Raw genomic sequence first — 21,817 nt, forward strand, 5'->3', positions numbered from 1 at the left:
GGCTACTTGTGCAAAAGGATCTCTGCCAGACGTCCAATCCCTTCTTCAATGGCGGCTTCGTCAACTTTAGCGAAACCGAGTATCCAGCCTTTTCGCTTGCTTTCCAAGCCGTACTGGCTGAGCGGATAGATGCGAATTCCTTTTTCCAACGCCAAGCTCGTCACGGTTGCCTCGTCAAACGATGGCATAGCTTCAAGCAGCATATGCAGCCCTGTTTCTGCGCCGCTTAGTGTGAAGCGTTCGCTCAAGCCTGTCGCGACGATGGCTTTTGTCATGGCTGCGTGTCTACGCCGGTATATATTTCGTACCTTTCTCATATGGCGCATGAAGTGACCGTGTTCGATAAAATGGGTGAGCGTTAATTGCTCCATAATCGGAAGATGACGATAAGTTAATTCATGGACGTGAGCGAGCTGACGAATGGCCTCTCTCGGACCAATGAGGGCCGACATCCGAATACCGGGAGCGATCATCTTGGAGAAGCTCAACATATATAACGTGTTCTGAGGCCGCTGACTGAACAAAGTGGGAAGTGGGTCGCCACGATAACGAAATTCGCTGTCGTAATCATCCTCGACGATCCAAAAAGATTGCTCCGCAGCCAAATGCAGCAATTGTTGCCTGCGAGGCTCTGACATAATTACGCCAACCGCGCACTGGTGCGATGGCGTCACATACACAAGTCTGGATTCAGGGTGAATGCCGTCTACGCATAGCCCATGTTCGTCGACGGGGACAGATACAACTTGCATTCGCCGGTATTTCATCGCCATCCAGGCAGGAGGAAAGCCGGGATCTTCAACCGAAATGGTTGCTCCTTCTTGCAACAGGGCTTGGGCAATCAAATCGAGGCTATGTTGCGCGCCTGAGGTCAGCAGAATTTGATCGACGCTCACATGAACGCCTCGTTCAAGCGATAAATAGCGCACAATCTGTTCTCGCAGCGGCAGATAGCCATAGGCGTCGCCGTAGGTCCAACTGTCCAGGTCTGTTTGTGTTGAAGCCTGTAAAAAGGATTGTCGCCAATTATTTAGAAAGTGATCATCTAAATACGGTTCATGGGGACTGAAATCGATCACTGGCTTGCCGTGTTCTTTATCTCCAAACCAGCTATGTAAATGGCCAATTGCTCTGTTTAATAACGACAATTGTGGCAGCGCGGGTCCTTGGGCTGGAACTTCGACAGTTGAGTGGGGCTTATACATCCATTCACTAACTCTTGTTCCGCCGCGACGAGAGGTTACGGTGTATCCGCGGCTGAATAACTCCTCATACACACTTTGGATAGTTGAACGGGAAACCCCGATCAGTTGCGCGAGCTCGCGAGAAGGGAGCAGCAATTCGCCAGGCGGCCATTTTCCGGTCGTAATATTATGGATTGCTTGGTCAAGCAGCTGCTGCCAAATGGGACGTTCATCATCTCGGTTCACTTTGAGCATCGGGTTCACCTCTATCATTTATTATGGAATTATGGATTGTTCAAATATATGGAAGTTCGATAGTAGCTAATAATCCATTGACTGCTATGCTATCATGAAAATCGTTGCTATTGCAACGCATTGGTGGGAAGGAAGATGTCTGTGAAACGATTGGAACAACAGGACAAAATCATTGCGAACGCCATTTGGCAAGAAGCAGCACGACAGCGGGATAAAATAGAGTTGATTGCTTCGGAAAATTTTGTGAGCCGAGCAGTTATGGAAGCAACGGGCACAGTACTGACCAATAAGTATGCCGAAGGATACCCGGGAAGAAGGTACTATGGTGGTTGCGAGTATGTGGATCGGGTCGAGGAATTGGCTATATCGCGTGCGAAAACCCTTTTTGGTGCAGAGCATGTCAATGTGCAGCCTCACTCCGGCGCTCAGGCCAATATGGCGGTTTATTTTGCTGCCGTTGAACCGGGGGATACGATTTTAGGTATGGATCTATCTCATGGCGGCCATCTGACACACGGGAGCCCGGTTAATTTTTCTGGAAAATTATATAATTTTGCACCTTATGGTGTTGATGAAAAATCGGCGCGTATTGACATTGAACTTGTGCGAAAGCTTGCGCTTAAGCACCGCCCGCGTATGATCGTTGCTGGTGCCAGTGCTTATCCGCGAACGATCGAGTTTGAGCTGTTTACTCAAATCGCAGCCGAAGTAGGAGCGCTATTCTTTGTAGATATGGCGCATATTGCAGGAATTGTCGCGGCAGGATTCCATCCTAGCCCCCATTCCTCACGCGCACTTTGTTACGACCACAACGCATAAAACGCTGCGAGGTCCAAGAGGCGGTATCATCATGTGCCGCAAGCCGTGGGCGCAAGCGATCGATAAAGCGATCTTTCCTGGAGTCCAAGGCGGTCCTCTTATGCATGCCATTGCGGCCAAAGCGGTTACGTTCGGCGAAGCGTTGCAACCGGAATTTAAATCTTATATTGAGAAAGTGCTGGTTAACGCCAAAGTGTTGGCGGAGGCATTGTTAAATGAAGGGTTAACCGTTGTGTCGGGAGGGACAGACAATCATATTATTTTGCTCGACCTGCGCCCGATCGGACTAACTGGAAAAGAAGCTGAGAGCATACTTGATGAGGTGGGGGTTACAGCGAATAAAAATGCGATTCCTCATGATACGGCAAGCCCGCTTGTGACGAGCGGCATTCGCTTCGGGACTCCAGCTATGACAACAAGAGGATTGGGACCCCAAGAAATGAAAGAAATTGCTCGGCTTATTGGACTTGCACTTAAAAATCCTGAGAGTTCAGTCGCCAAGGAGCAAGTACGAAGAAGTGTGCAGGAAATCACGTCGCAATTCCCTTTATATGAAGGTCTACAGGAGTGATGAGCCATGGCTAATACCTATAATTTAAATGCCGGTCCGGGAGCGTTGCCGGCGGAAGTATTGCAGGAAGCACAAGAAGAGTTGCGGAATTATCAAGGGATTGGCGCATCCATTCTGGAAATCTCCCACCGAAGCAAACAATATGAAGCTATTCATCATGAAGCGCAGCAGTTGATTAGACAGCTGATGGGTCTCTCTTCAGATTATGAGGTTTTATTTCTTCACGGAGGGGCAAGCCTGCAATTTTCGATGGTGCCGATCAACTTTTTGACAGAAGGAAAAGTAGCGGGGTATGTACATTGTGGGACATGGTCGGGAAAGGCGTGGCAAGAAGCGCAAAAAATAGGGCAGATGCTCGTGTTGGCAAGCGGGGAGAAACAAAGCTTCAAACAGATGCCCGATCTAAGCAGCTTGAATATTCCGAAGGAGATGGCGTATGTCCATCTCACATCCAACGAAACGATTGACGGCATACAATACCGAAGCTTCCCTGATACCGGACATGTTCCCTTAGTAGTGGATATGTCTAGCGATTTTTTTTCCCGTCCCATTGAAGCATCCCGATTTTCATTGATATATGCAGGAGCTCAGAAAAATTTGGGACCTGCAGGCGTTACGATCGTCATTGTCCGCCGTTCTTTGCTGGAGTATGTTCCAGAAACGATTCCCGATATATTAAGCTATCGAACACATGTCAACCATCATTCGCTCTACAATACACCGCCCGTTTTTTCCGTATATATGGTGAACCTCGTGCTCAGGTGGATTGTGAATCAAGGCGGCCTACAAGGGATAGCTGTCCGCAACCAGCAGAAAGCGGAGCTGCTTTATCATGTGCTCGACAGCAGTGGCGGATTTTATAAAGGATTGGCTTATAAGGACAGCAGATCGATGATGAACGTTACCTTTCGTGCATCCAGTCGAGAAATTGAAAAGAAGTTACTTGTTGAACTGGAGCAGGAAGGATTTTTGGGATTAAAAGGCCATCGGAATGCAGGACATTTACGTGCTTCTATTTATAATGCGGTTCCTTATGAGCATTGCAAAGCTTTAGCGGATTTTTTGTCTGATTTCCAAAAGAGGAACGGCTGAATAACCATTACATTTGCCTATGATAACGATAAGCAATTTGAAATTGATGATGCCCCTAGTCGCTTCTATAATTATATTAAGTAGCAAAGCTACATTAAAACGAGGGAGTGATTGTCAATGGCACAAGCAATTTTTTATCATGCAGGTTGTCCCGTTTGTGTAGATGCAGAGCAAGTGGTGGTTAGTTATCTTGACAAATCAAAGATTACTACGGAAATTGTGCATCTCGGTACAGCGCGAAACCGGATCGAAGAAGCGGAGAAGGCGGGTGTTAAATCCGTTCCAGCTTTGGTGGTTGACGGACACGTGTATCATATCAATTTCGGTGCTAGTCTCGAGGATGTAAAAGGTTAAATCACGCTAAGAAGGTGCCGACAAGGCACCTTCTTTACATGAAGCGATGTGGCCACGGTAGGCAACTTCGCACCAAAAGCCGAAGATCATCGAGTGACCTTCTACCAAGAATGCCCCGAACATACTCCCTCATTCAGAGTTTAGAATCGCAGTGGACGAACGTGTCTTGCTATCAGCAATAGGAGGTGATGGTTCTGGATTTGAGCAAATCGGCTTGGATGTCATCGAAGCGCATGACAAGCAATTGACCAGCTATGCGGTAGAACGAATGAAACAGATCGATCATTTAACGATGTACGGTCCGGAGGAAGGTCGGTTTGGTTTGGTGACGTTTAATTTGGACACGATTCATCCGCATGATCTGGCTACGGTGCTGGACACGAACAAGACGATACAATACTTTAGGGGTGCTCGGCTTACAGAAGGCTTTTGTTTTTAACCGTTGAAACTAATTGTTCCATAAATACACGGCTAGCCGCGCATAAATGTTTATTCTTTCGATATACGAGGCCAATTTGTGTGGTGAGTACCGGATTTTGAATCCTAAGCGTTCGGATTTGTGGATGATCGATATAATCCAGGTAAGCTTTCGGCAGGATGGTGACACCGACGCCCTTGCTAACCATCGTGATGATCGACTCCATCGTGGTCATTTCCAGCACTGGCTGGGGTGTGAATGCCAATGATCGGCAATGCTCATTAATGATTTGCCGTAAGAAATACGTATTCGGCAATAGAACAGAAGGTGTTTCCTTTAGAATGTCAAGCGTCACAAACGATGCTTGGGCTACGGGATGATCTACACAAACTGCAAGGGCAAGATGTTCCTTATAAAGTGGGATAGCTTCAAGCTCTTCATGTTCCATTGGCAAGAAAACAATTCCAAGATCAAGCTCATTTTGCAGGAGTCCGTTATAGATTTCGCCGGTCCGCAGCCCAAGCACAGAAAGCTCTATATTGGGATAACGGTTATGGAATCCCATCACCGTAGGAGGCAGCAAGTAATTAACAACGGTCAAGAGAGCGCCAATTTTCAATGTACCTCGCTTTAAACCTTGCAGCTCACTGATTACTGCACGCACCTGTGAGAGCTCATGAAACACATTGTAGCCGTGATGTTGTAACGCTTTTCCTGCTTCGGTAAGCATTGTTTTTTTGCCGATACGATCAAAGAGAGGCATGCCAACCTCGTGCTCAAGCAAACGAATCTGCTGGCTAAGCGAGGGCTGGGTAATACCAAGTTTTTCGGCAGCACGGGTAAAATGCAGTTCTTGACTTAACGTCATGAAGTATTCCAATTGCTTCAGTTCCACTGGTCGTTCTCCTTTTGTGTTGCTTTGATAATGATAGGAATTTCCTGCTATTATATGATAAATGATATTGAATTACTAATGGGAAAACCAAGAGCGCCTCTCTCTATTGAGATGAGGCGCTCTTGGTTTTACACTTTCAATCTGATGAACATAGGTCCTGAGGACTATCTTTAGTGTTTTACCTCAATTTCTCCCATGCCGATTAACTTCCTGAAATCGACGATAACTATCATTCATCGACAAGGCGTAGATATGATGGTATGTTAAAGAATATAACAAGTTAATCAAATTTGTATTAAAAATTGAAAATATATAAGAAAAAACGTTCAGATTGCGTTACAATGAGAATATACTACAAGTTAAAAGGTAGAACTAAAGTACTAAAATTTGGCTTCCTTCGGATACAGGTAATAATGCTCATTCGGCAGTGAGTGCAATCGGAAGCCGCCGCGGGCAAAGTCAAGATCCTTATACTTCGCCGTGTACGTTACGTCGATTGTGTGGAAATCATTGTAGTTCGAGATGTACGGGAACTTCCGAAGCAGGTTCGAGTAAGGCTTGTCGGCGCTATAGTCGATTGGTGACAGACCGTAGCCATCCAAGGAGAACACGCCTGCTGTTACTTCGTTCATTCGGAAAAATTTGCGAATCGCCGTATCGCTGTATTGCTCGAAATCCATGATGCTCACTGACATGAGACGGACGCCTGTCTCCTTGCGGTAATGAAGGAGCTCATCCAGCTTCTTACGGAACGTCGGCGTGAAGACGCTGATGCTGCTGCTCGCCGTAATGTCGGTCTCCTGCAGGAAATCCTCGAGCAGATAGATGTCGCGCTCGTCGATCGCACTTGCAGCACCTGTCGGGTTGTAGACCGGATGCGGCTCGCTGCCGAACACTTCCTTCGGATGCCATGCATTAATGAACGCTGACATGCCTTGATCGTGAACGTAATTCACCATCGTGTTCAATCGTTCGCGGGGAACCTTGTAGTCGTAGCCGGCATCGTCGAGAAATATACCGGTTGCACCCATCGATTTCCAAGAGTCGACGCGAGATTTCATATTGGCAATACTGAGGTTCAACGTGCTGACTCCAAGGTCTACGTAGCCGTAGATGGCAATGTTAGGATTGTTCTCCTTCATCAGCTTGATCACGTTGAACGTCGACTTGTGGAAGGTATGGGACGTGGTTTCTAGATTTTGTCCGAGAACAACGACATCGTATGTAGCTAGAGCCTTCGCGGACTTCTCTTCATCCCATACACCGTTGACGGCCTTAGGGGTTCCATAGTAGATGAGCAGGCGATAGCCCTTACTCTGCGTGTCGATACCTTCAGAGGAAGCGTAAGCGGTCCACGCGGGGGACGGAGCAGTGAGCATGACGACGAAGATAAGTGTAAGAAGAATAAGCCTCTTCATAGCTGTGTCCTCCTGATGGGGTGAATTTGACTTCTATTATAGGGATAATGTAGCCAAAACACTAGTAATATTTAAGAACGAAACGATTAGACATAAGGGGGATCCGCCAATGAACGTGCTGATTACAGGCGGGTGCGGCTTAATCGGCTCGGCTGTTGCTGAACGGTTTCATAAGGAAGGGCACCGGGTGTACATCATTGATGACTTGTCGTCTGGAAGCATGAAGCCGTCGAACAGCGCATTTAAGTTTTATAAGCTCAGTGTTGAAGATCCGGCATGTGAGGAAGTATTCCGCGGTGCAGGCTTCGAGGTTGTCGTCCATCTGGCCTCTCGCGATCCGCTAACGTCGGAGAAGGTGCTCGAGTATGAGGACACGCGGACGAACATGATGGGTCTTATTCATATGCTGGACTGCTCGCAGAAGCATGGCGTTCGCAAATTCATATACGGCTCTTCCTCTGAGGTGTACGGTCATGCCGAGGAGCTGCCTAGCCGCGAGGATGATGAATGCATACCGCATACTGTGCATGGCGTTAATGTTCTGGTCGGCGAGCAGTATTGTAAGAAGTGGCATGAGCTGTACGGACTACAGACCGTATCGCTTCGCATCGCGAACGTATATGGTCCTGGCATGCAGCTGGAGCGTCACGGGGTGATTGGCAAGCTGCTGGAGCAGGGCTTGAACGGACAGCCGCTTACGTTGTTCGGAGATGGGGAGCAGGCAAGAGACTTCATCTACGTAGCCGATGTGGCCGATCTCATCTATCGCGCCTCGCAGCAGCCTGTTGTAGGTGTCATTAATGCTTCGACGAATGTGGACACGAGCATCAACGCATTGCTTCGGCTCATTCGCCTATACGTAGGTATTACAGGAGTTGACCATCACGCGGAATTACCAACAGGCCCTGCGCGTGTGCTGCTCGATAATACGAAGGCGAAGCAGCTGCTGGATTGGGTGCCGCTCTATACGCTGCAGGAAGGGATTCAGCGTACGTACGAATGGCTTGCCAAGGAGAAGGAAATGGCGAAGCCAGTCAAGGCTCGACGAAGACAATGGCCGGACTGGGCGAGGCTCGTGCGTCCTTATGTTGAGAACCTGCTAGCTTTTGCGTTGCTGTACTTGCTCACGACGAACGGTCTTGGCTGGTCAGATACGAAGACGGTTGACTTCAATTTGCTCTACGTGCTGGTGATCGGCATTTTTTATGGCACGAAGCAGTCGCTACCTGCCTCGATCGCGGTGATTGTGCTGCAGGTCGGAGAACAGCTTGTCGCGGGACGGCATTGGAGCTCACTGCTCGGCGACTCGGATATGCTGCTCATTACGTCGGTATATTTGTTTTTTGGTCTAGCTGTCGGCTTCTATTCGGATAAGGTCCGTAAGGAAAAGTACTTCGCGGCGAACGATCTGCAGCTGGAGAAGCAGCGCTATAGCTTCCTGATGGAGGTCTATAAGGATACACGCGACGTGAAGGACCGTCTTCAGAAGCAGGTGCTGACGAGCAAGGACAGCCTTGGCCGCTTGCACTCAATCGTAGCGGAGCTGGAGAGCATGGAGCCGGAGCAGGTCGTATTCACGTCGGTAACGGTGCTCGAGGATTTACTCGAGACGCGGCGTATCTCCATCTATGCTGTCAATGAGAACTCGCCGTACTTGCGGCTGATGTCCAAGTCGTCCGACCCGGACTTCCGTGTACCGCGTTCGTTATACTTGAACGATGCGCCAGAGATTGCCGAGGTTATTCGCAGCGGCCGACATTTCTCGAACAAGTCGCTGTCGCCGGATGCGCCGATGCTCGTTGCTCCAGTCTTGCACGAGCGTAGCACCGTTGCGATTATTTGCATACATGAGCAGTCGTTCGAGAAATTTTCATTATATTATGAGAACTTGTTCCGAATTGCTTCTGACCTGGTGTCGCGTTCGTTATCAAGATCGTTCACCTATGTGACCGCGACCCGCAGTGATCGGTATGTGGAAGGCACGGAGGTGCTGCAGGAGAAGGTATACACGGAGCTTCTGCAGAGCAAGCAGGCTGCCAAGGAGCGCAACCAGACCGACTTCGTCATGCTGCTGGTCAAGTCGGACGAAGATATTACAGAGGTGTCCCGCCGTCTGTTCAAGCTGCTGCGCACGACCGATTATATGGGGCTGCTGCAAGGTCGTCTGACGCTGATGCTGTCTAATACTAGTCTTGAGGAAGCTGGAGCTGCTATTACACGTCTGGAGAAGAACGGCTTCGTCATCGAACTGCTTGAGGAGGGATTGGTGCATGGTTGAAGCGTTGCTGCTGGCATATTATGCTTGTGCCCTCTTGTTTACATTACTTGTATACTTAAAGCGTAAGACGATTCCGCTCTCGATTGGTCTGATCGGACTCGTCATTCCACTTGCTGGCTTACCTATGGCATGTCTAGTCGTTCTACTGTCAAGAAGGCGTCAGTTGAATAACACGAAGGAACGGTTCGAGGAAGCGCTCGGACTCGGTTTTCGGGATCGCGAGCTCATTAATCAGGTGAATGTCGAGAAGGAGTCGAACATCGTTCCGCTGGAGGAGGCGCTTGTCGTGAACGACAAGCATACCCGCAGACGCATCGTCATGGATGCGCTGAAGGAGGAATCGTTCGATATGGTTTCGTTCCTGAGCAGAGCGGTGCGCAACGAGGACAGCGAGACGAGTCACTATGCCGTTACGGCCATCCTGGAGATGAAGCGGGTGATGATGGCGGAGCTGCGCCAGCTAGGTGCGGCCTATGAGCAGCGGCCCGATGAGCACGAGGTGATCTTGCAATATGCGGAGAAGCTTCGTTCGTATATGGGCACTGGATTGATGGACCCACGCACACAGAAGACCTATCGAGAAATTCAGTCCAAGGTGATCGATAAGCTGATCGAGCGGGGGATATGTGACGAGGAGCAATTGGCAGAGAAGGTGGACTGTGAGCTTGCGCTTGGACATGTGGAGCAGGCGGAGACCGTCTCTAATCTGTTCTTAAGCCGCTTCCCTTCGTCGGAGAAGGCTTACTACGCTGCGATGAAGGTCAGCTATATGACGCGTACGGGAGAAGGCTTCAAGGAAGCGCTAGACAATCTCAAGCAGTCGCCAGTGAAAGTATCACAGCAGATGCTGCAGCTGATCCGATATTGGAATACGGGTGAAATGAATGCCAATAAAACTGTCAAAAGCTCTAAAGCAAGTGATTCTAACGATAGCCGCCGTCATTCTTCTCACGCTTCTGCTGCAAGCGGTCCGATCGGATCTGCTGTTCAAGCTGAACAAAGGAAGCGGGCATGAAGTAAGCAGTGAGCTGCCGGAGGCAACAAATGCACTATCCGACGAGGAAAAAAGCAAGCTTAAGACAGATTCGTTCGTTATTGTGTACGACAAGGCTAACAACTATAGCGTGAACATCAAGCAGAATGCCGAACAGCTGTTAAAAAGCATGAAGAAGAACTACCGCGTCGTCGAGCAGGAGCAGCCGTTCTTGTCGGAAGGTGAAGCGCCGTCACTCGTCATTATCGCTACACCGAGTCTGGGCAAGGTGAAGGAGCTGGATCGGGTCAACAGCTATGCGACGAATGGGGGAACGGTGTTCATTGCTACTGTCCCAGACCCGGATGAAGGTCTTCAGCGTGTATACCGCAAGCTGGGAATTCTGGAGCTCGGCACCTTCATGGAGGCATCGGGGGTCAAGTTCCATACGAACGTGCTGATCAAGCAGCAAGGCAAGGCGTTCACCGAAGATACCCTACATAATTCGTTCCTGCGGGTGAAGCTCGATTCCCGGGTGAAGGTGCATATGACGGTTGACGGAACGCTGCCGCTGATGTGGGAGCATAAGCTTGGTCAAGGCAAGTACGCCATCTATAACGGCACGATGCTGCAGGAGAAGGTAAGTCGGGGGGTCTTCGCAGGGGCGATCAGTATGCTGCTTCCGGACTTCATGTACCCGATCATGAATGCTAAGATTATGTACATCGATGACTTCCCGGCTCCGTTCTATGGATCGGCTCCAATCATTCAGAAGGAATACGGTCTCGATAATGACCGCTTCTTCAAGCGGGTATGGTGGCCGGATATGATTCGGATTGCGGAGCAGTACGATATGAAGTATACCGGCGCACTTATCGTCACGTATCACGATCAGGTCAAGCAGCCGTTCGATTGGGCGGCCGATGGCAATCAGGAGCTGCTCGGGATGTATGGCGGTGACCTGCTGCGTATGGGTGGGGAAATCGGCCTGCATGGCTACAATCACCAATCGCTCACCTTGTCAGCTAAGACGTCGCAGGCATTCGGCTACAAGGTGTGGACGGACCCGTACGATATGGTCGCCTCGATTGTGGCCGCGCGCGACTATGTGCATTCCGTATTCCCAGGCTATGAGCTTCGCTCGTACGTACCGCCGTCCAACGTGCTGGGCCGTGAGGGACGCATCGCCTTAAGCGAGGCGCTGCCGGAGCTGAGTAATGTCGCGGCTCTGTTCAATGAGGATGCGACACACATGTCTTATGTGCAGGAGTTTAAGGTAACGAAGGATGGAGAGGTCGAGCTTCCGCGGATTACATCGGGCTACGTCATGCGCGAGTACGACAATTACTTGGCTGTCAATGTGCTGACGCTCAAAGGGTACTTCTCCCACTTCGTTCACCCCGATGACGTCTTGAGCGAGGAGCGCGGACAAGGAATGACGTGGAAGCAGCTGTATGAAGGCTTCGAGGACTTGCTGGAAGGACTGAAGCAGGACTTCGGCTGGATCCGCAAGATGACGTCATCGGAAGCAGCTGTCGAGGTCAAGAGGCACCTAGTGAGCGAGCCGATTATCGAGCGCACAGACAACGGGCTGAACGGCTACATTAATGGGTTTACCGGCGAGATCCACTTCATACTGCGGACTGAGCATCAGTCGATGCATACGGAAGGCTGCGAAATCAGTCGTATAGATTCAGGTGTGTATTTGGTAAAAGCACAACGTGAACGATTCTCAATTGAATGGAAGGATACTCCATGAAAATATGTATTGTAGCGGAAGGCTCCTATCCCTATATTACCGGAGGCGTATCCAGCTGGATTCATGCCCTGATTACTTCAATGCCCCAGCATGAGTTCATCCTCTTGACGGTAGGCGCAGAGGAGAAGATGAAGGGCAAGTACAAGTATACGCTTCCTCCTAACGTATCGGCTGTCCACGAATCGTTCCTCGATGTGTTCCTGCGCGAGGAGGATAAGTGGGGGAAGACGTTCTCTCTAAGCGCTGACGAATACAGCGCCTTCAAGTCGCTCATCTCCGGAGGAGCGGATACGAATTGGGACGCTCTGTTCAAGCTGCTGCTCGACAAGCGGTGGGAGACGTCGACAGAGTTCCTCATGAGTAAGGACTACTTCGATCTGCTCAGTGAACTGGGTCGGGAGAAGTATAGTCAGCTTCCGTTCCGCGAGATGTTCTGGACGGTGCGCTCCATGCTGCTGCCGCTCATGCAGCTACTGCGTCAGACGATCCCGGAGGCCGACCTGTATCACGCTGTATCGACGGGATATGCAGGTGTGCTCGCTAGCTTCGGCAAGCAGCTGTACGGTAGGCCGATGCTGCTAACCGAGCATGGCATCTATTCCCGAGAGCGGGAGGAAGAGATCATTAAGGCCGACTGGGTGAAGGGCTACTTCAAGGACATCTGGATTCAATTCTTCTATGGACTAGCCAGCTGCGCCTACTTGTATTCGGATAAGGTCATTACGCTGTTCGGACGTAATCTCGAGATGCTCATTGAGCTCGGCTGTCCGTCCGAGAAGGCATCCATTATTCCGAACGGGGTGCGCACGAACGATTACATGCAGCTTCCCCAGCCGGAGGAGGGTCACTTCCGTGAGAAGGTGATCATCGGGGCGATCGTACGCGTCGTGCCGATCAAGGACATCAAGACGATGCTGCTCGGCTTCGTGCATGTGAAGCGGGAGGTACCGAATGCCGAGCTGATCGTTATGGGGCCGACGGAAGAAGACAAGCAATATTACCGCGAGTGTCTGGAGCTCGTCGATCTATTAGGCATTGAAGATGTGACGTTCACGGGCAGCGTTAACATTAAGGAATATTTAGGTCGGATGGACCTGATGCTGCTGACCAGCATCAGTGAGGGGCAGCCTCTGGCTATATTGGAGGGACTGGCGGCGGGCAAGCCGTTCGTGTCTACCGACGTCGGCGGCTGCCGGGAGCTATTGTATGGTCGAAATGATAGCTACGGTCAAGCGGGCTATGTGGTGCCTGTGATGAACGATGAGGAGCTGGCCAAGGCGATCATCCGTCTATGCCGCAATGAGCAGGAGCGGATTCGGATGGGGCTGAACGGCCGTAATCGTGTGTTGAACGATTACACGCACGAACAGTTCATCTCGAAGTACGAGGAGCTGTACGATGAGCTCGGTATGAGCATAGGGACGAAGGGGGAGCGCGAATGGCGGGCATAGGCTTTCAACTCAAAACGCTGTTCGATAAGGAAGGCATATTCGGACGTTCGCAGGCGATCTCGTATGCTGCGCTTGTTACGGTAGGCCCGATGATCTGCTGTATGCTCGCCGTGACGCTCATTCAGCTTATGATGATCGGCGGAGATACACCGTTCCGCGTGAAGGAGCTGTTCCAGGCCGGCACGTCTTATGCATTCGCCTTCTCGATTATGGTATCCTCGCCCTTGTCGATGTTCCTGACGCGCTGCATCTCGGACCAGCTGTACTCAAGTCGATTCCAGCTGCTGCTGCCTACTTACTATGGCGGCATGCTCATCAGCCTGATTATTTCAGCAGCGATCGGCATCGGGTTCGTGCTGTTCGCAAGCCTCCAGCCGCTGGAGGAGCTGATTCTGTTCATCCTATTCATGGAGATCGTCATGATCTGGATTCAAGTTGTGTTCATCTCGGCGATGAAGGAGTACAAGAAGATCGCGCTGGCGTTCGCGCTTGGTATGCTGCTCGCAACAATAGGCGTCTACTTGACGGTGTATCTTGTGCAAGAGGCAGCTACCTTTGCGTTGCTGCTCGGATGGATGGCTGCTGGCTTCTTCGTAACTGCAGCGATGCTGTGGGTGGAGATCGATAAGTTTTTTCAGATGGAGGAGAAGGTGCCGATCTTTGCCTTCCTTGCGAACTGGAAGAGATATGCGTCACTGATCTTGATCGGGCTGTTCACCGGCATCTGCATGTTCGAGCATCAGCTGGCGGAATGGTACTTCCACGGCATCTGGATCGAGGACTCCTTCAAGCTGCTGCCGGAATACGATTCAGCTGTATACTTCGCAGTCTTGTCGGTGATGCCGACGCTGATCTGGTTCGTCGTATCGGTGGAGACCGCGTTCTATCCGAAGTTCAGAGATTATTATGATGCAATTCTCGGTATTGGTAACATTCTGGAGATTGATCGCTCGCGGAGAGAAATGGAGAAGGTGCTCGTCGGCGAGCTGGCGAAGCTAATGGGTCTCCAATTGGCGTTCTCGATCTTCGCGGTCGCCTGCGGCATTAAGCTGCTGCCGCTGATCGGCTTCACAGCCAGACAAATATTGACCTACAACATTCTCGTGATGTCGTTCTATATGTACATTATGGTGACGATAGCGATTCTGCTTCTGCTGTACTTCGATGATCGGATCGGAGCGTTGTGCTTATCCTTCATGTTCTTCGTGATGAATGTAGGAGCCTCGTGGTTCCTTAAGGATATGCCGCAATTCCAGGGATTGTCGCTGTTCGTTGCCTCGCTGCCAACGTTACTGGTGCTGCTGTGGCGGCTCATGTACAGACTGCGAAGGCTGCATTACGTCACCTTCAGCGCCCAGCCGCTGCTGTCTAAGAATGAGAATAAATTTGGATAGTGATGTATCCAACAGGTCCGACGTGCCTGTATCTGTATGCTAGAGGAATGAGGTGAATGGAGTTGAAACAACCAGGATCATATGCAAGACGAGGAGTAGCCTTGCTGCTCGCAACGGCGATGCTTGGACTGACGGCCTGCGAGGCTCGCGATGAGATCGTTCGCAAGCTGGAGAACCAGCAGCCGGTGACGGCGGAGGATGCGAAGGCTGCCTATTCCCCAAGACTTGTCGAGCACCGTCAGGTGTACAGTAATGATCAGCCCGGCTCGCTCATTCATATGTACTTGACCGTTACGAAGGATAACTTGACGGCCTCGCCGCCTGTCACATGGTCCCAGCTGAACGAGATCAAGCTGGCGAAGGACAACACGCCTGACCGAGAGATGAATGTGATCATACAGGAAGGAAGCGAGAAAGGACCGGAGAGCGGCTACTTCGGCTCGGGCGCGAACAAGGCGAATGCGAGCATCCGATTGCGCGGCAAGACGACGCTGGGGGCATCGCAGAAGTCCTATAAGATTGAGCTGGGCGGCAGCGCGGGGGAGTGGCGCGACCAGCGTACGATCAATCTCGTCAAGCATGCGTATGACTTCAGTCGGCTGCGCAACAAGCTGAGCTTCGATCTGATCAAGACGATACCGGATATTACGAGTCTTCGTACCCAATTCGTGCAGCTTCACGTGCGTGACCTGACGAGCGGAGCTGGTGATCAAGGCTTCGTCGATTACGGCTTGTATACGCAGGTGGAGCAGCCGAACAAGTCCTTTTTGCGGACGCATGGGCTCGATCCATATGCTCACTTGTATAAGCCGGTATTCTTCGAGTTCTATCGATACCCAGAGCAGCTGAAGAAGGTGGATGATCCTGCCTACGACAAGGCGTCGTTCGAGACGATTATGGAGACGAAGGGCGATAAGGACCATACGAAGCTGCTGCGAATGCTCGATGATGTCAATGATATGACGCAGGACATCGACAAGGTGTTCGAGAAGCACTTCGACAAGGATAACTTCTACACGTGGATGGCCGTTAACATCTTGATGGATAACGTTGACACGAACTCGCAGAACTATTATTTATACTCACCGCTGAATTCTGAGAAGTGGTACTTCCTTCCATGGGATTACGACGGCGCATGGGGAATCTACGAAACACCGGGGTCGCCGGATGAATACCGGATGCCTTGGCGACAGGGATTGTCGACGTATTGGAACAACGTGCTGCATAATCGCTTGTTCAAAAATCCGCAAAACGTCGAGCTGCTGACTGCGAAAATGAAAGAAATCAGCGCATATATCAACGAAGAGAACACACGTAAGCAGATCGAGATATACAAGCCGATCACGAACCTGTTCGTGCATCGACCGCCGGATATCGGCTATATGAATCGTCCGATCGAATATTACCAGATGGAGCTGGAGCGTCTGCCTAAGCTTCCGGCCTTGAGCGAGCAGCGATACATGACCAGTCTGCAGACGCCGATGCCATTCTACATGGGGGTGCCGGTACGGGTGGACGGACAGCTGGAATTCGTCTGGGACCCGTCCTATGATCTGCAAGGTGACGACTTAACGTATCGCATTCAGATCGCGAGGGATCCGGGTATGGAGAAGCTTATCGCGGAGCAGACGGAGCTGAAGTCGACTCGAGTGAAGTTACCTGACCCGGGACCAGGCGAGTACTACTGGAAGGTCGTGGTGGAGGATATACAAGGCAACGAGATGACGTCCTTCGACCGTTATGTAGACGAGGATCGCGACCGCTTCCAAGGCGTCCGACAATTTTATCTGGAATAACGAAGGAGGGGAGCAGGTTGAAGTACGACGGCAAGAAGCTGCGACATGAGCTGAAATTCTATATTAATCCACGCGAGCTCGTCTCGCTTCGTCAACGTGTGCAGCAGCTGCTGCCGCTCGATCGTTACTCGGTATCTCCTGAAGGGTATCATATTCGCAGCCTGTATATGGACGATTACGGAGAAGGCGCGCTATATGATAAGATCAACGGCGTGTTCAGTCGTCGCAAGTACCGAATTCGCATCTATAACAAGAGCGATAAGATCATTAAGCTGGAGCGCAAGAGCAAATTCAACGAGTATGTGGCGAAGGAGTCCGCGACCTTAACGCGCGAGCAGGTGGACCGTCTGCTGGAGGGAGATGTCAGCTGGGCGAGCAGTGCGCCGCGCGGGCTGCTGCAGGACTTCTACCTCGATGTGAAGCATGGTGCAATGAAGCCTTCCGTCATCGTCGATTACGTGCGGGAGGCATACATCGACGAGCTGTCCGACACGCGCATTACGTTCGACAAGCAGCTTGCCTCGGGCTTCCATCATGTGGATCTGTTCGATGCGGAGCTGCCGACCTGGCCGGCGGTGGACGATAACCGGTACATTCTGGAGGTCAAGTACAACGCGTTCCTGCCGCACAGCATTCGGGCGCTCGTCCAGATGGAGACTCACCAGCGGTCGACGATCTCGAAGTATGTGCTATGCAAGGAGCGGCAGAAGGTGTATTACAAGGCGTGACGGATCTAGTACGGATAGAAGGGGATGCTTCATGGGTGACCTTTTGAATTTTGACGATATTATTAAGAAGAATGTACTGAATCTGGAGAGCTTCGGCAGCATCTCGTATCTGGACATGGTGTTCGGTCTAGGGCTGTCGCTTGTAATCGGACTATTCATCTATTACATCTATAGACTGTGCTATCGTGGAGTTGTGTACAGCCACAACTACAACATGACCTTCGTCCTCATGACGGTCATTACCTCGCTCATTATTATGACGATCAGCACGAACATCGTACTCTCGCTCGGAATGGTCGGTGCGCTCAGTATCGTCCGCTTCCGGACAGCGGTGAAGGACCCGATGGACATTATCTACTTGTTCTGGGCGGTGGCGGCTGGAATTGCGACAGGGGCCAAAATGTACCCGCTCGCACTCTGCGGCTCGCTCGTCATCGGTGCGACGATCTTCTTCCTGACGCTGCGCCGCGAGGTGAAGGCACCTTATCTGGTCGTACTACGCTATGAGGACCGCGCCGAGGAGGAGGTCAAGCGGCAGCTGCGCAGAATGAAGGCGGTACTGAAGTCGAAGACGTTCCGCAAAGGAATGATCGAGCTGACCGCTGAAATCAAGGTCAAGGACGATAATGTGTCGATGGTCGCGGATATGTCGCGCATCGACGGTATGATCGACTCGGCGGTCGTCAGCCACTCGGGCGACTATGCGCAGTAAGATCGGGGTTGTGACTTTGCTGTGATAGATGTGGACAGCGGAGCGGCCGAGCTGCGGGCGTGATGGCTTGACTCGATTTTGACCCGTCTATATAATGGAACATATGTGAAGTTCGGGCCCGAAGCACGCTGCACAAGCATGATTCGAACATGATTCGAATGTGAGGCACCCCTGATGGGGTGCTTTGTCGTATGTGGGCGTGCAAGACAGCGCAGGCTGTACGTGGGCTTATATCGGAAAGGGGTACTACGTGATGAATTATAAATTATGGCTGGCCGAGCAGACGGCCGCGAAGCTAGAGGGCGTAAGCGCGGAGGCGCTCGCGGAGTGGGTCGAATATCCGCCGAATCCGGAGATGGGCGATCTGTCGCTGCCATGCTTCAAGCTGAGCAAGCAGCTGCGCAAGGCGCCTCAGGCGATTGCGGAGGAGCTGAAGGGCGCTTGGGCGGACGAGCCGACGGTGGAGCGGGTCGAGGCTGTTGCGGGGTACTTGAACATTTACTTGAATAAATCAGCGTATGCTCGTTCGGTCGTGCAAGCGGTGCTGACGGCAGGAGATCGTTACGGCTCTCAGAACCTCGGAGGCGGGCGCAAGGTGCCGATGGACTTCTCCTCGCCGAACATTGCGAAGACGTTCCATATCGGACATCTGCGCTCGACGGTGATCGGCAATGCGCTGTACCGGATCTTCAACTTCCTCGGCTATGAGAGCGTGGCGGTCAACCATCTCGGTGACTGGGGCACTCAATTCGGCAAGCTGATCGTCGCTTACAAGCTGTGGGGCGATCAGGAGGCGGTCGAGCGCGATGGAATTGACGAGCTGCAGCGCATCTACGTGAAATTCCACGACGAAGCAGACCAGAAGCCGGAGCTCGAGGACGAGGCACGCGCTTGGTTCGTGAAGCTGGAGCAGGGCGATGAAGAGGCGCACAAGCTGTGGCGCTGGTTCGTCGAGATCAGTCTGAAGGAATTCCACAAGATGTACGACCTGCTCGGCGTCAAGTTCGATTCGTATGCGGGCGAGAGCTTCTATAATGATAAGATGGGCGCGGTGCTGGACGAGCTGAAGGACAAGCAGCTGCTCGTCGAGGACGATGGGGCGCTGCTCGTTCGTCTGGACGAGTTCAACATGCCGCCTGCGCTCATGGTGAAGAAGGACGGCGGCACGCTGTACCATACACGCGACACGGCGGCGGCGATCTACCGGAAGAAGGAATACGACTTCGACCGTTCACTCTATATTACAGATGCAGGGCAGAGCCTTCACTTCCAGCAGCTGTTCAAGGTCGTCGAGCTGATGGGCTACGACTGGGCGAAGCAGATGAACCACGTGCCGTTCGGTAAAGTAAGCCTCGAGGGAGCGAAGCTGTCGACGCGTAAGGGTAACGTCGTTCATCTCGAGGAGCTGCTGACGAAGGCGATCGAGAAGACACGTGAAATTATTGAGGAGAAAAATCCGAGCCTCGCGAACAAGGACGAGGTAGCGCGTCAGGTCGGCGTAGGCGCCATCGTCTTCAACGATCTGAGCAACAACCGGATCAAGGATATCGTGTTCTCGTGGGAGGACGCGCTTAACTTCGAGGGTGAGACCGGTCCGTACGTGCAATATACGAATGCGCGGGCGAACAGCGTGCTGCGCAAGTCCGGCGAGCAGGTGGACGTCGCTAGCGTGAAGCTGGAGCTGCTCACAGCTACGGCGGAGACGGCGCTCATTCGTGAGCTGTACGTCTTCAAGGAGCGCATCGTGCAGGCGATGGAGAAGCTGGAGCCGTCGATCATCAGTCGCTACCTCGTTGACCTCGCGCAGTCGTTCAACCGATTCTACCACGAGTGTCCGATTCTGAAGGCGGACGGAGAGCTGAAGGCAGCGCGTCTAGCGCTGACGTACGCGACGACGATTACGCTCAAGAATGGCCTCAGTCTGATCGGCTTGGAAGCGCCTCAGGAAATGTAAGTCATGAAGCCCCTGACAGCTATGGATGCTGTTGGGGGCTTTTTGGCGTGAGCTGAGATGAGTTTCCATGCTGAGAGGCTGCGGGCTCGCACTCGCTCAAAGTGGAGTGAAGGCGCTTAGCTCTTGTGCGACTGCCGTTTGCATCCCGCCTCTTCGGTGCATAATGAGTACAGAAGGAGGGATGCACGATGGGGAAGAGCGATGAGCTGGTGAAATATATGACCGAGCGGTTCGTCAAATATATCGATACGCCGAAGGACGTTCGGCGGCAGGTGCGCCTGGACAGGAAGGTGCTGCGTGAGCCGTGGGAGTACCGCTGGTTCGGCATGATCCCGTTCTCGATCCGCATGTGGGCAGACAAGTGGCGGCGAGAGAAGGAGAAGTGAGTAGACTCTACATAAAAAAAGGAAAAGCTTCTTGCCCAAGGCTGATGACGCGGTGTTCGACGGCACCGGACTTGCCTTAGAGCGGGAAGCTTTTCTATATGGGAAGAGGAGAAAACCGTAGGTTAGTGCTTCAGCCCGTATGTACTTGGGCTCGCTGCGCTGTGTGATCGCAATCGGCAAGCTTGAGCGATTACGGATAATACTGACCAGCCACAGTCAGCGATTCATACGGGATGTAGCGAGCATCGTCCTGGACGATGTGAACGTAGCGGCTGCCGTCGGACCATTCATGGACACCGGCTACCAGGAGCGGGACGTTCGCTGTACCATTGTACAGCTGTGTCACCAGTACGGGAGGCTGTCCGCCTTCCACTTGCTCCATGAGCTTCGCGAAGCTTGGAAATGCTGCAGGTGTACCCTGCACCCAAGGAAGCTCCGCGTAAGGCTCTGAAGGGTGAGCGTCCCTTCGTAATATTATAGTATGCAGCGAAGACGGATTTGTGACCGTTTTCATTGCGTGTGTCGGCATAAAAGTTGTACGAGGCTCCGCAGACAGGTTGGTCAATGGAAGCTCCTCACCCGTCTTGGCGTCAATGTACCACACCCGATCAGCCTGCTCGACCGTTACGCGCCATGCGGCTTGAAGCGGGTCCCAATAGAAGGGCTCTGCCTTATAATTATAATCGATAAGTTCGAGCCGTACCAGACTTTGGTACAGCGTATTGCTGCTGAACAGCGGGTATTCACCTCGGCCGTACTCGGTGAGCTGATACGATCCGCTCTCAACGGCGTGGATGACCATGTAGCCGAGCTCGCGTCCGGATTGCTGGATCAGAACGATCCAGCCGTGGGTGCCCGGACCGAGCGGCTGGCTTGTCCAGCTGGCGCTGGCCCAAGCCTCGAAGCCTGGCTCCTTGGCAAGCGTGTCCTTGAACGTGCGTATGGCCTCCTGCAGCGGCTTGTCCACCGTCTGCAGCTCGTCAGGCTGTGCCCCGAGGGCGCCTAGGTTGGAAGCGGCTGGACTGTTCATGCGGCTGGCGAGTGGGGCTGTAGGGCTCGCGCTCACTGGATCGCCGTGAAGCTCTGTGCTCGCTGGCTGCAGCTCGTCATGGCGCGTGGCCTGCTCCATCGCAATCGCATGAGCGTAAGGGCTTAGCTCGGAGCCGTCCCTGAGCAGCAGGCTTGTCCCGATGACGACAACGGATAACACAATCGACAGCTTCTTCATTCATTCACCTGCTTCGCGTTAGAGTCGTGCATCTTCGCCTCGAGAACGCTGCAAGAGCGAATATGCTTACATTATATAAGGTATGACAGGAAAAGTTTGTTAGAACCTGTAGATGACTTGAATAAACTTTTCCCCTTAAATATTCACCGTTC

General features: G+C 52.0%; 17 protein-coding genes and 1 pseudogene. 14 read left to right on the forward strand and 4 right to left on the reverse strand.

Annotation, left to right across the window (positions count from 1 at the left end; translation table 11 throughout):
- Window positions 1-2: 2 nt before the first annotated feature.
- On the reverse strand, window positions 3-1,439 hold the full coding sequence (gene pdxR / locus PAE68_RS09070; RefSeq protein ID WP_281886189.1) for a MocR-like pyridoxine biosynthesis transcription factor PdxR: 1,437 nt from the start codon (window positions 1,437-1,439) through the stop codon (window positions 3-5).
- A 141-nt stretch (window positions 1,440-1,580) separates the two neighbouring features.
- On the opposite strand from pdxR, the pseudogene PAE68_RS09075 reads away from it, so the two are divergent.
- The 4 genes and pseudogenes from PAE68_RS09075 to PAE68_RS22810 all read left to right on the forward strand — a co-directional run bounded on the left by PAE68_RS09075 (window position 1,581) and on the right by PAE68_RS22810 (window position 4,714).
- A pseudogene (locus tag PAE68_RS09075) lies at window positions 1,581-2,829 on the forward strand (serine hydroxymethyltransferase).
- Window positions 2,830-2,835: 6 nt separating this feature from the next.
- Window positions 2,836-3,921, forward strand: a complete 1,086-nt coding sequence (gene serC / locus PAE68_RS09080; RefSeq protein ID WP_281886191.1) for a 3-phosphoserine/phosphohydroxythreonine transaminase — start codon at window positions 2,836-2,838, stop codon at window positions 3,919-3,921.
- Window positions 3,922-4,038: 117 nt separating this feature from the next.
- Complete coding sequence (locus tag PAE68_RS09085) at window positions 4,039-4,275, forward strand: thioredoxin family protein (protein WP_281886193.1); 237 nt, start codon at window positions 4,039-4,041, stop codon at window positions 4,273-4,275.
- 151 nt (window positions 4,276-4,426) lie between these two features.
- Window positions 4,427-4,714 (forward strand): aminotransferase class V-fold PLP-dependent enzyme, encoded by a 288-nt coding sequence (locus PAE68_RS22810; RefSeq protein ID WP_397378476.1) that lies wholly within the window; start codon window positions 4,427-4,429, stop codon window positions 4,712-4,714.
- Here the strand turns inward: PAE68_RS22810 and PAE68_RS09095 are convergent.
- Both PAE68_RS09095 and PAE68_RS09100 read right to left on the reverse strand, forming a co-directional pair.
- Complete coding sequence (locus PAE68_RS09095) at window positions 4,692-5,588, reverse strand: LysR family transcriptional regulator (RefSeq protein ID WP_281886195.1); 897 nt, start codon at window positions 5,586-5,588, stop codon at window positions 4,692-4,694. The genes PAE68_RS22810 and PAE68_RS09095 overlap by 23 nt on opposite strands.
- A gap of 380 nt (window positions 5,589-5,968) precedes the next feature.
- A complete protein-coding gene (locus PAE68_RS09100; protein WP_281886197.1) occupies window positions 5,969-7,006 on the reverse strand; it encodes a hypothetical protein in 1,038 nt (345 codons plus the stop codon).
- A gap of 109 nt (window positions 7,007-7,115) precedes the next feature.
- Between PAE68_RS09100 and PAE68_RS09105 the strand changes: the two genes are divergently transcribed.
- The 10 genes from PAE68_RS09105 (at window position 7,116) to PAE68_RS09150 (ending at window position 20,437) form a co-directional block, all read left to right on the forward strand.
- Window positions 7,116-9,284 (forward strand): NAD-dependent epimerase/dehydratase family protein, encoded by a 2,169-nt coding sequence (locus PAE68_RS09105; RefSeq protein ID WP_281886199.1) that lies wholly within the window; start codon window positions 7,116-7,118, stop codon window positions 9,282-9,284.
- Entirely contained in the window at window positions 9,277-10,299 is a 1,023-nt protein-coding gene (locus PAE68_RS09110) for a hypothetical protein (protein ID WP_281886201.1), read from the forward strand. The genes PAE68_RS09105 and PAE68_RS09110 overlap by 8 nt, the downstream gene beginning before the upstream one ends.
- On the forward strand, window positions 10,202-12,016 hold the full coding sequence (locus PAE68_RS09115) for a DUF2194 domain-containing protein (RefSeq protein WP_281886203.1): 1,815 nt from the start codon (window positions 10,202-10,204) through the stop codon (window positions 12,014-12,016). The genes PAE68_RS09110 and PAE68_RS09115 overlap by 98 nt, the downstream gene beginning before the upstream one ends.
- Window positions 12,013-13,467, forward strand: a complete 1,455-nt coding sequence (gene pelF / locus PAE68_RS09120) for a GT4 family glycosyltransferase PelF (protein WP_281886205.1) — start codon at window positions 12,013-12,015, stop codon at window positions 13,465-13,467. The genes PAE68_RS09115 and pelF overlap by 4 nt, the downstream gene beginning before the upstream one ends.
- Window positions 13,455-14,861: an exopolysaccharide Pel transporter PelG gene (gene pelG / locus PAE68_RS09125; protein WP_281886207.1), complete on the forward strand. Its 1,407-nt coding sequence runs from the start codon at window positions 13,455-13,457 to the stop codon at window positions 14,859-14,861. Before pelF ends, pelG begins: the two co-directional genes overlap by 13 nt.
- 62 nt (window positions 14,862-14,923) lie before the next feature.
- On the forward strand, window positions 14,924-16,657 hold the full coding sequence (locus PAE68_RS09130; RefSeq protein WP_281886209.1) for a CotH kinase family protein: 1,734 nt from the start codon (window positions 14,924-14,926) through the stop codon (window positions 16,655-16,657).
- A 17-nt stretch (window positions 16,658-16,674) separates the two neighbouring features.
- Window positions 16,675-17,385 (forward strand): polyphosphate polymerase domain-containing protein, encoded by a 711-nt coding sequence (locus tag PAE68_RS09135; protein WP_281886211.1) that lies wholly within the window; start codon window positions 16,675-16,677, stop codon window positions 17,383-17,385.
- 31 nt (window positions 17,386-17,416) lie between these two features.
- Window positions 17,417-18,097: a DUF4956 domain-containing protein gene (locus tag PAE68_RS09140; RefSeq protein WP_281886213.1), complete on the forward strand. Its 681-nt coding sequence runs from the start codon at window positions 17,417-17,419 to the stop codon at window positions 18,095-18,097.
- Window positions 18,098-18,350: 253 nt separating this feature from the next.
- Window positions 18,351-20,051, forward strand: a complete 1,701-nt coding sequence (argS, locus tag PAE68_RS09145; protein WP_281886215.1) for an arginine--tRNA ligase — start codon at window positions 18,351-18,353, stop codon at window positions 20,049-20,051.
- Between the two features lie 188 nt (window positions 20,052-20,239).
- Entirely contained in the window at window positions 20,240-20,437 is a 198-nt protein-coding gene (locus PAE68_RS09150; RefSeq protein WP_281886217.1) for a YqzE family protein, read from the forward strand.
- 190 nt (window positions 20,438-20,627) lie between these two features.
- Here the strand turns inward: PAE68_RS09150 and PAE68_RS09155 are convergent, their stop codons facing one another.
- Entirely contained in the window at window positions 20,628-21,665 is a 1,038-nt protein-coding gene (locus tag PAE68_RS09155; protein ID WP_281886219.1) for a hypothetical protein, read from the reverse strand.
- Between the last annotated feature and the right edge of the window lie 152 nt (window positions 21,666-21,817).

Source organism: Paenibacillus sp. YYML68 (genome assembly GCF_027923405.1).
In the GTDB taxonomy this organism is placed as follows: domain Bacteria; phylum Bacillota; class Bacilli; order Paenibacillales; family NBRC-103111; genus Paenibacillus_G.

Bases quoted from the DNA above. Each gene is read 5' to 3' on its own strand.
- PAE68_RS09110 (WP_281886201.1), top strand. From the start codon at position 9,277: ATGGTTGAAGCGTTGCTGCTGGCATATTATGCTTGTGCCCTCTTGTTT.
- argS (WP_281886215.1), top strand. From the start codon at position 18,351: ATGAATTATAAATTATGGCTGGCCGAGCAGACGGCCGCGAAGCTAGAG.
- pdxR (WP_281886189.1), bottom strand. From the start codon at position 1,439: ATGCTCAAAGTGAACCGAGATGATGAACGTCCCATTTGGCAGCAGCTG.
- serC (WP_281886191.1), top strand. From the start codon at position 2,836: ATGGCTAATACCTATAATTTAAATGCCGGTCCGGGAGCGTTGCCGGCG.
- pelG (WP_281886207.1), top strand. From the start codon at position 13,455: ATGGCGGGCATAGGCTTTCAACTCAAAACGCTGTTCGATAAGGAAGGC.
- PAE68_RS09085 (WP_281886193.1), top strand. From the start codon at position 4,039: ATGGCACAAGCAATTTTTTATCATGCAGGTTGTCCCGTTTGTGTAGAT.
- PAE68_RS09155 (WP_281886219.1), bottom strand. From the start codon at position 21,665: ATGAAGAAGCTGTCGATTGTGTTATCCGTTGTCGTCATCGGGACAAGC.
- pelF (WP_281886205.1), top strand. From the start codon at position 12,013: ATGAAAATATGTATTGTAGCGGAAGGCTCCTATCCCTATATTACCGGA.
- PAE68_RS09100 (WP_281886197.1), bottom strand. From the start codon at position 7,006: ATGAAGAGGCTTATTCTTCTTACACTTATCTTCGTCGTCATGCTCACT.
- PAE68_RS09105 (WP_281886199.1), top strand. From the start codon at position 7,116: ATGAACGTGCTGATTACAGGCGGGTGCGGCTTAATCGGCTCGGCTGTT.
- PAE68_RS09140 (WP_281886213.1), top strand. From the start codon at position 17,417: ATGGGTGACCTTTTGAATTTTGACGATATTATTAAGAAGAATGTACTG.
- PAE68_RS09150 (WP_281886217.1), top strand. From the start codon at position 20,240: ATGGGGAAGAGCGATGAGCTGGTGAAATATATGACCGAGCGGTTCGTC.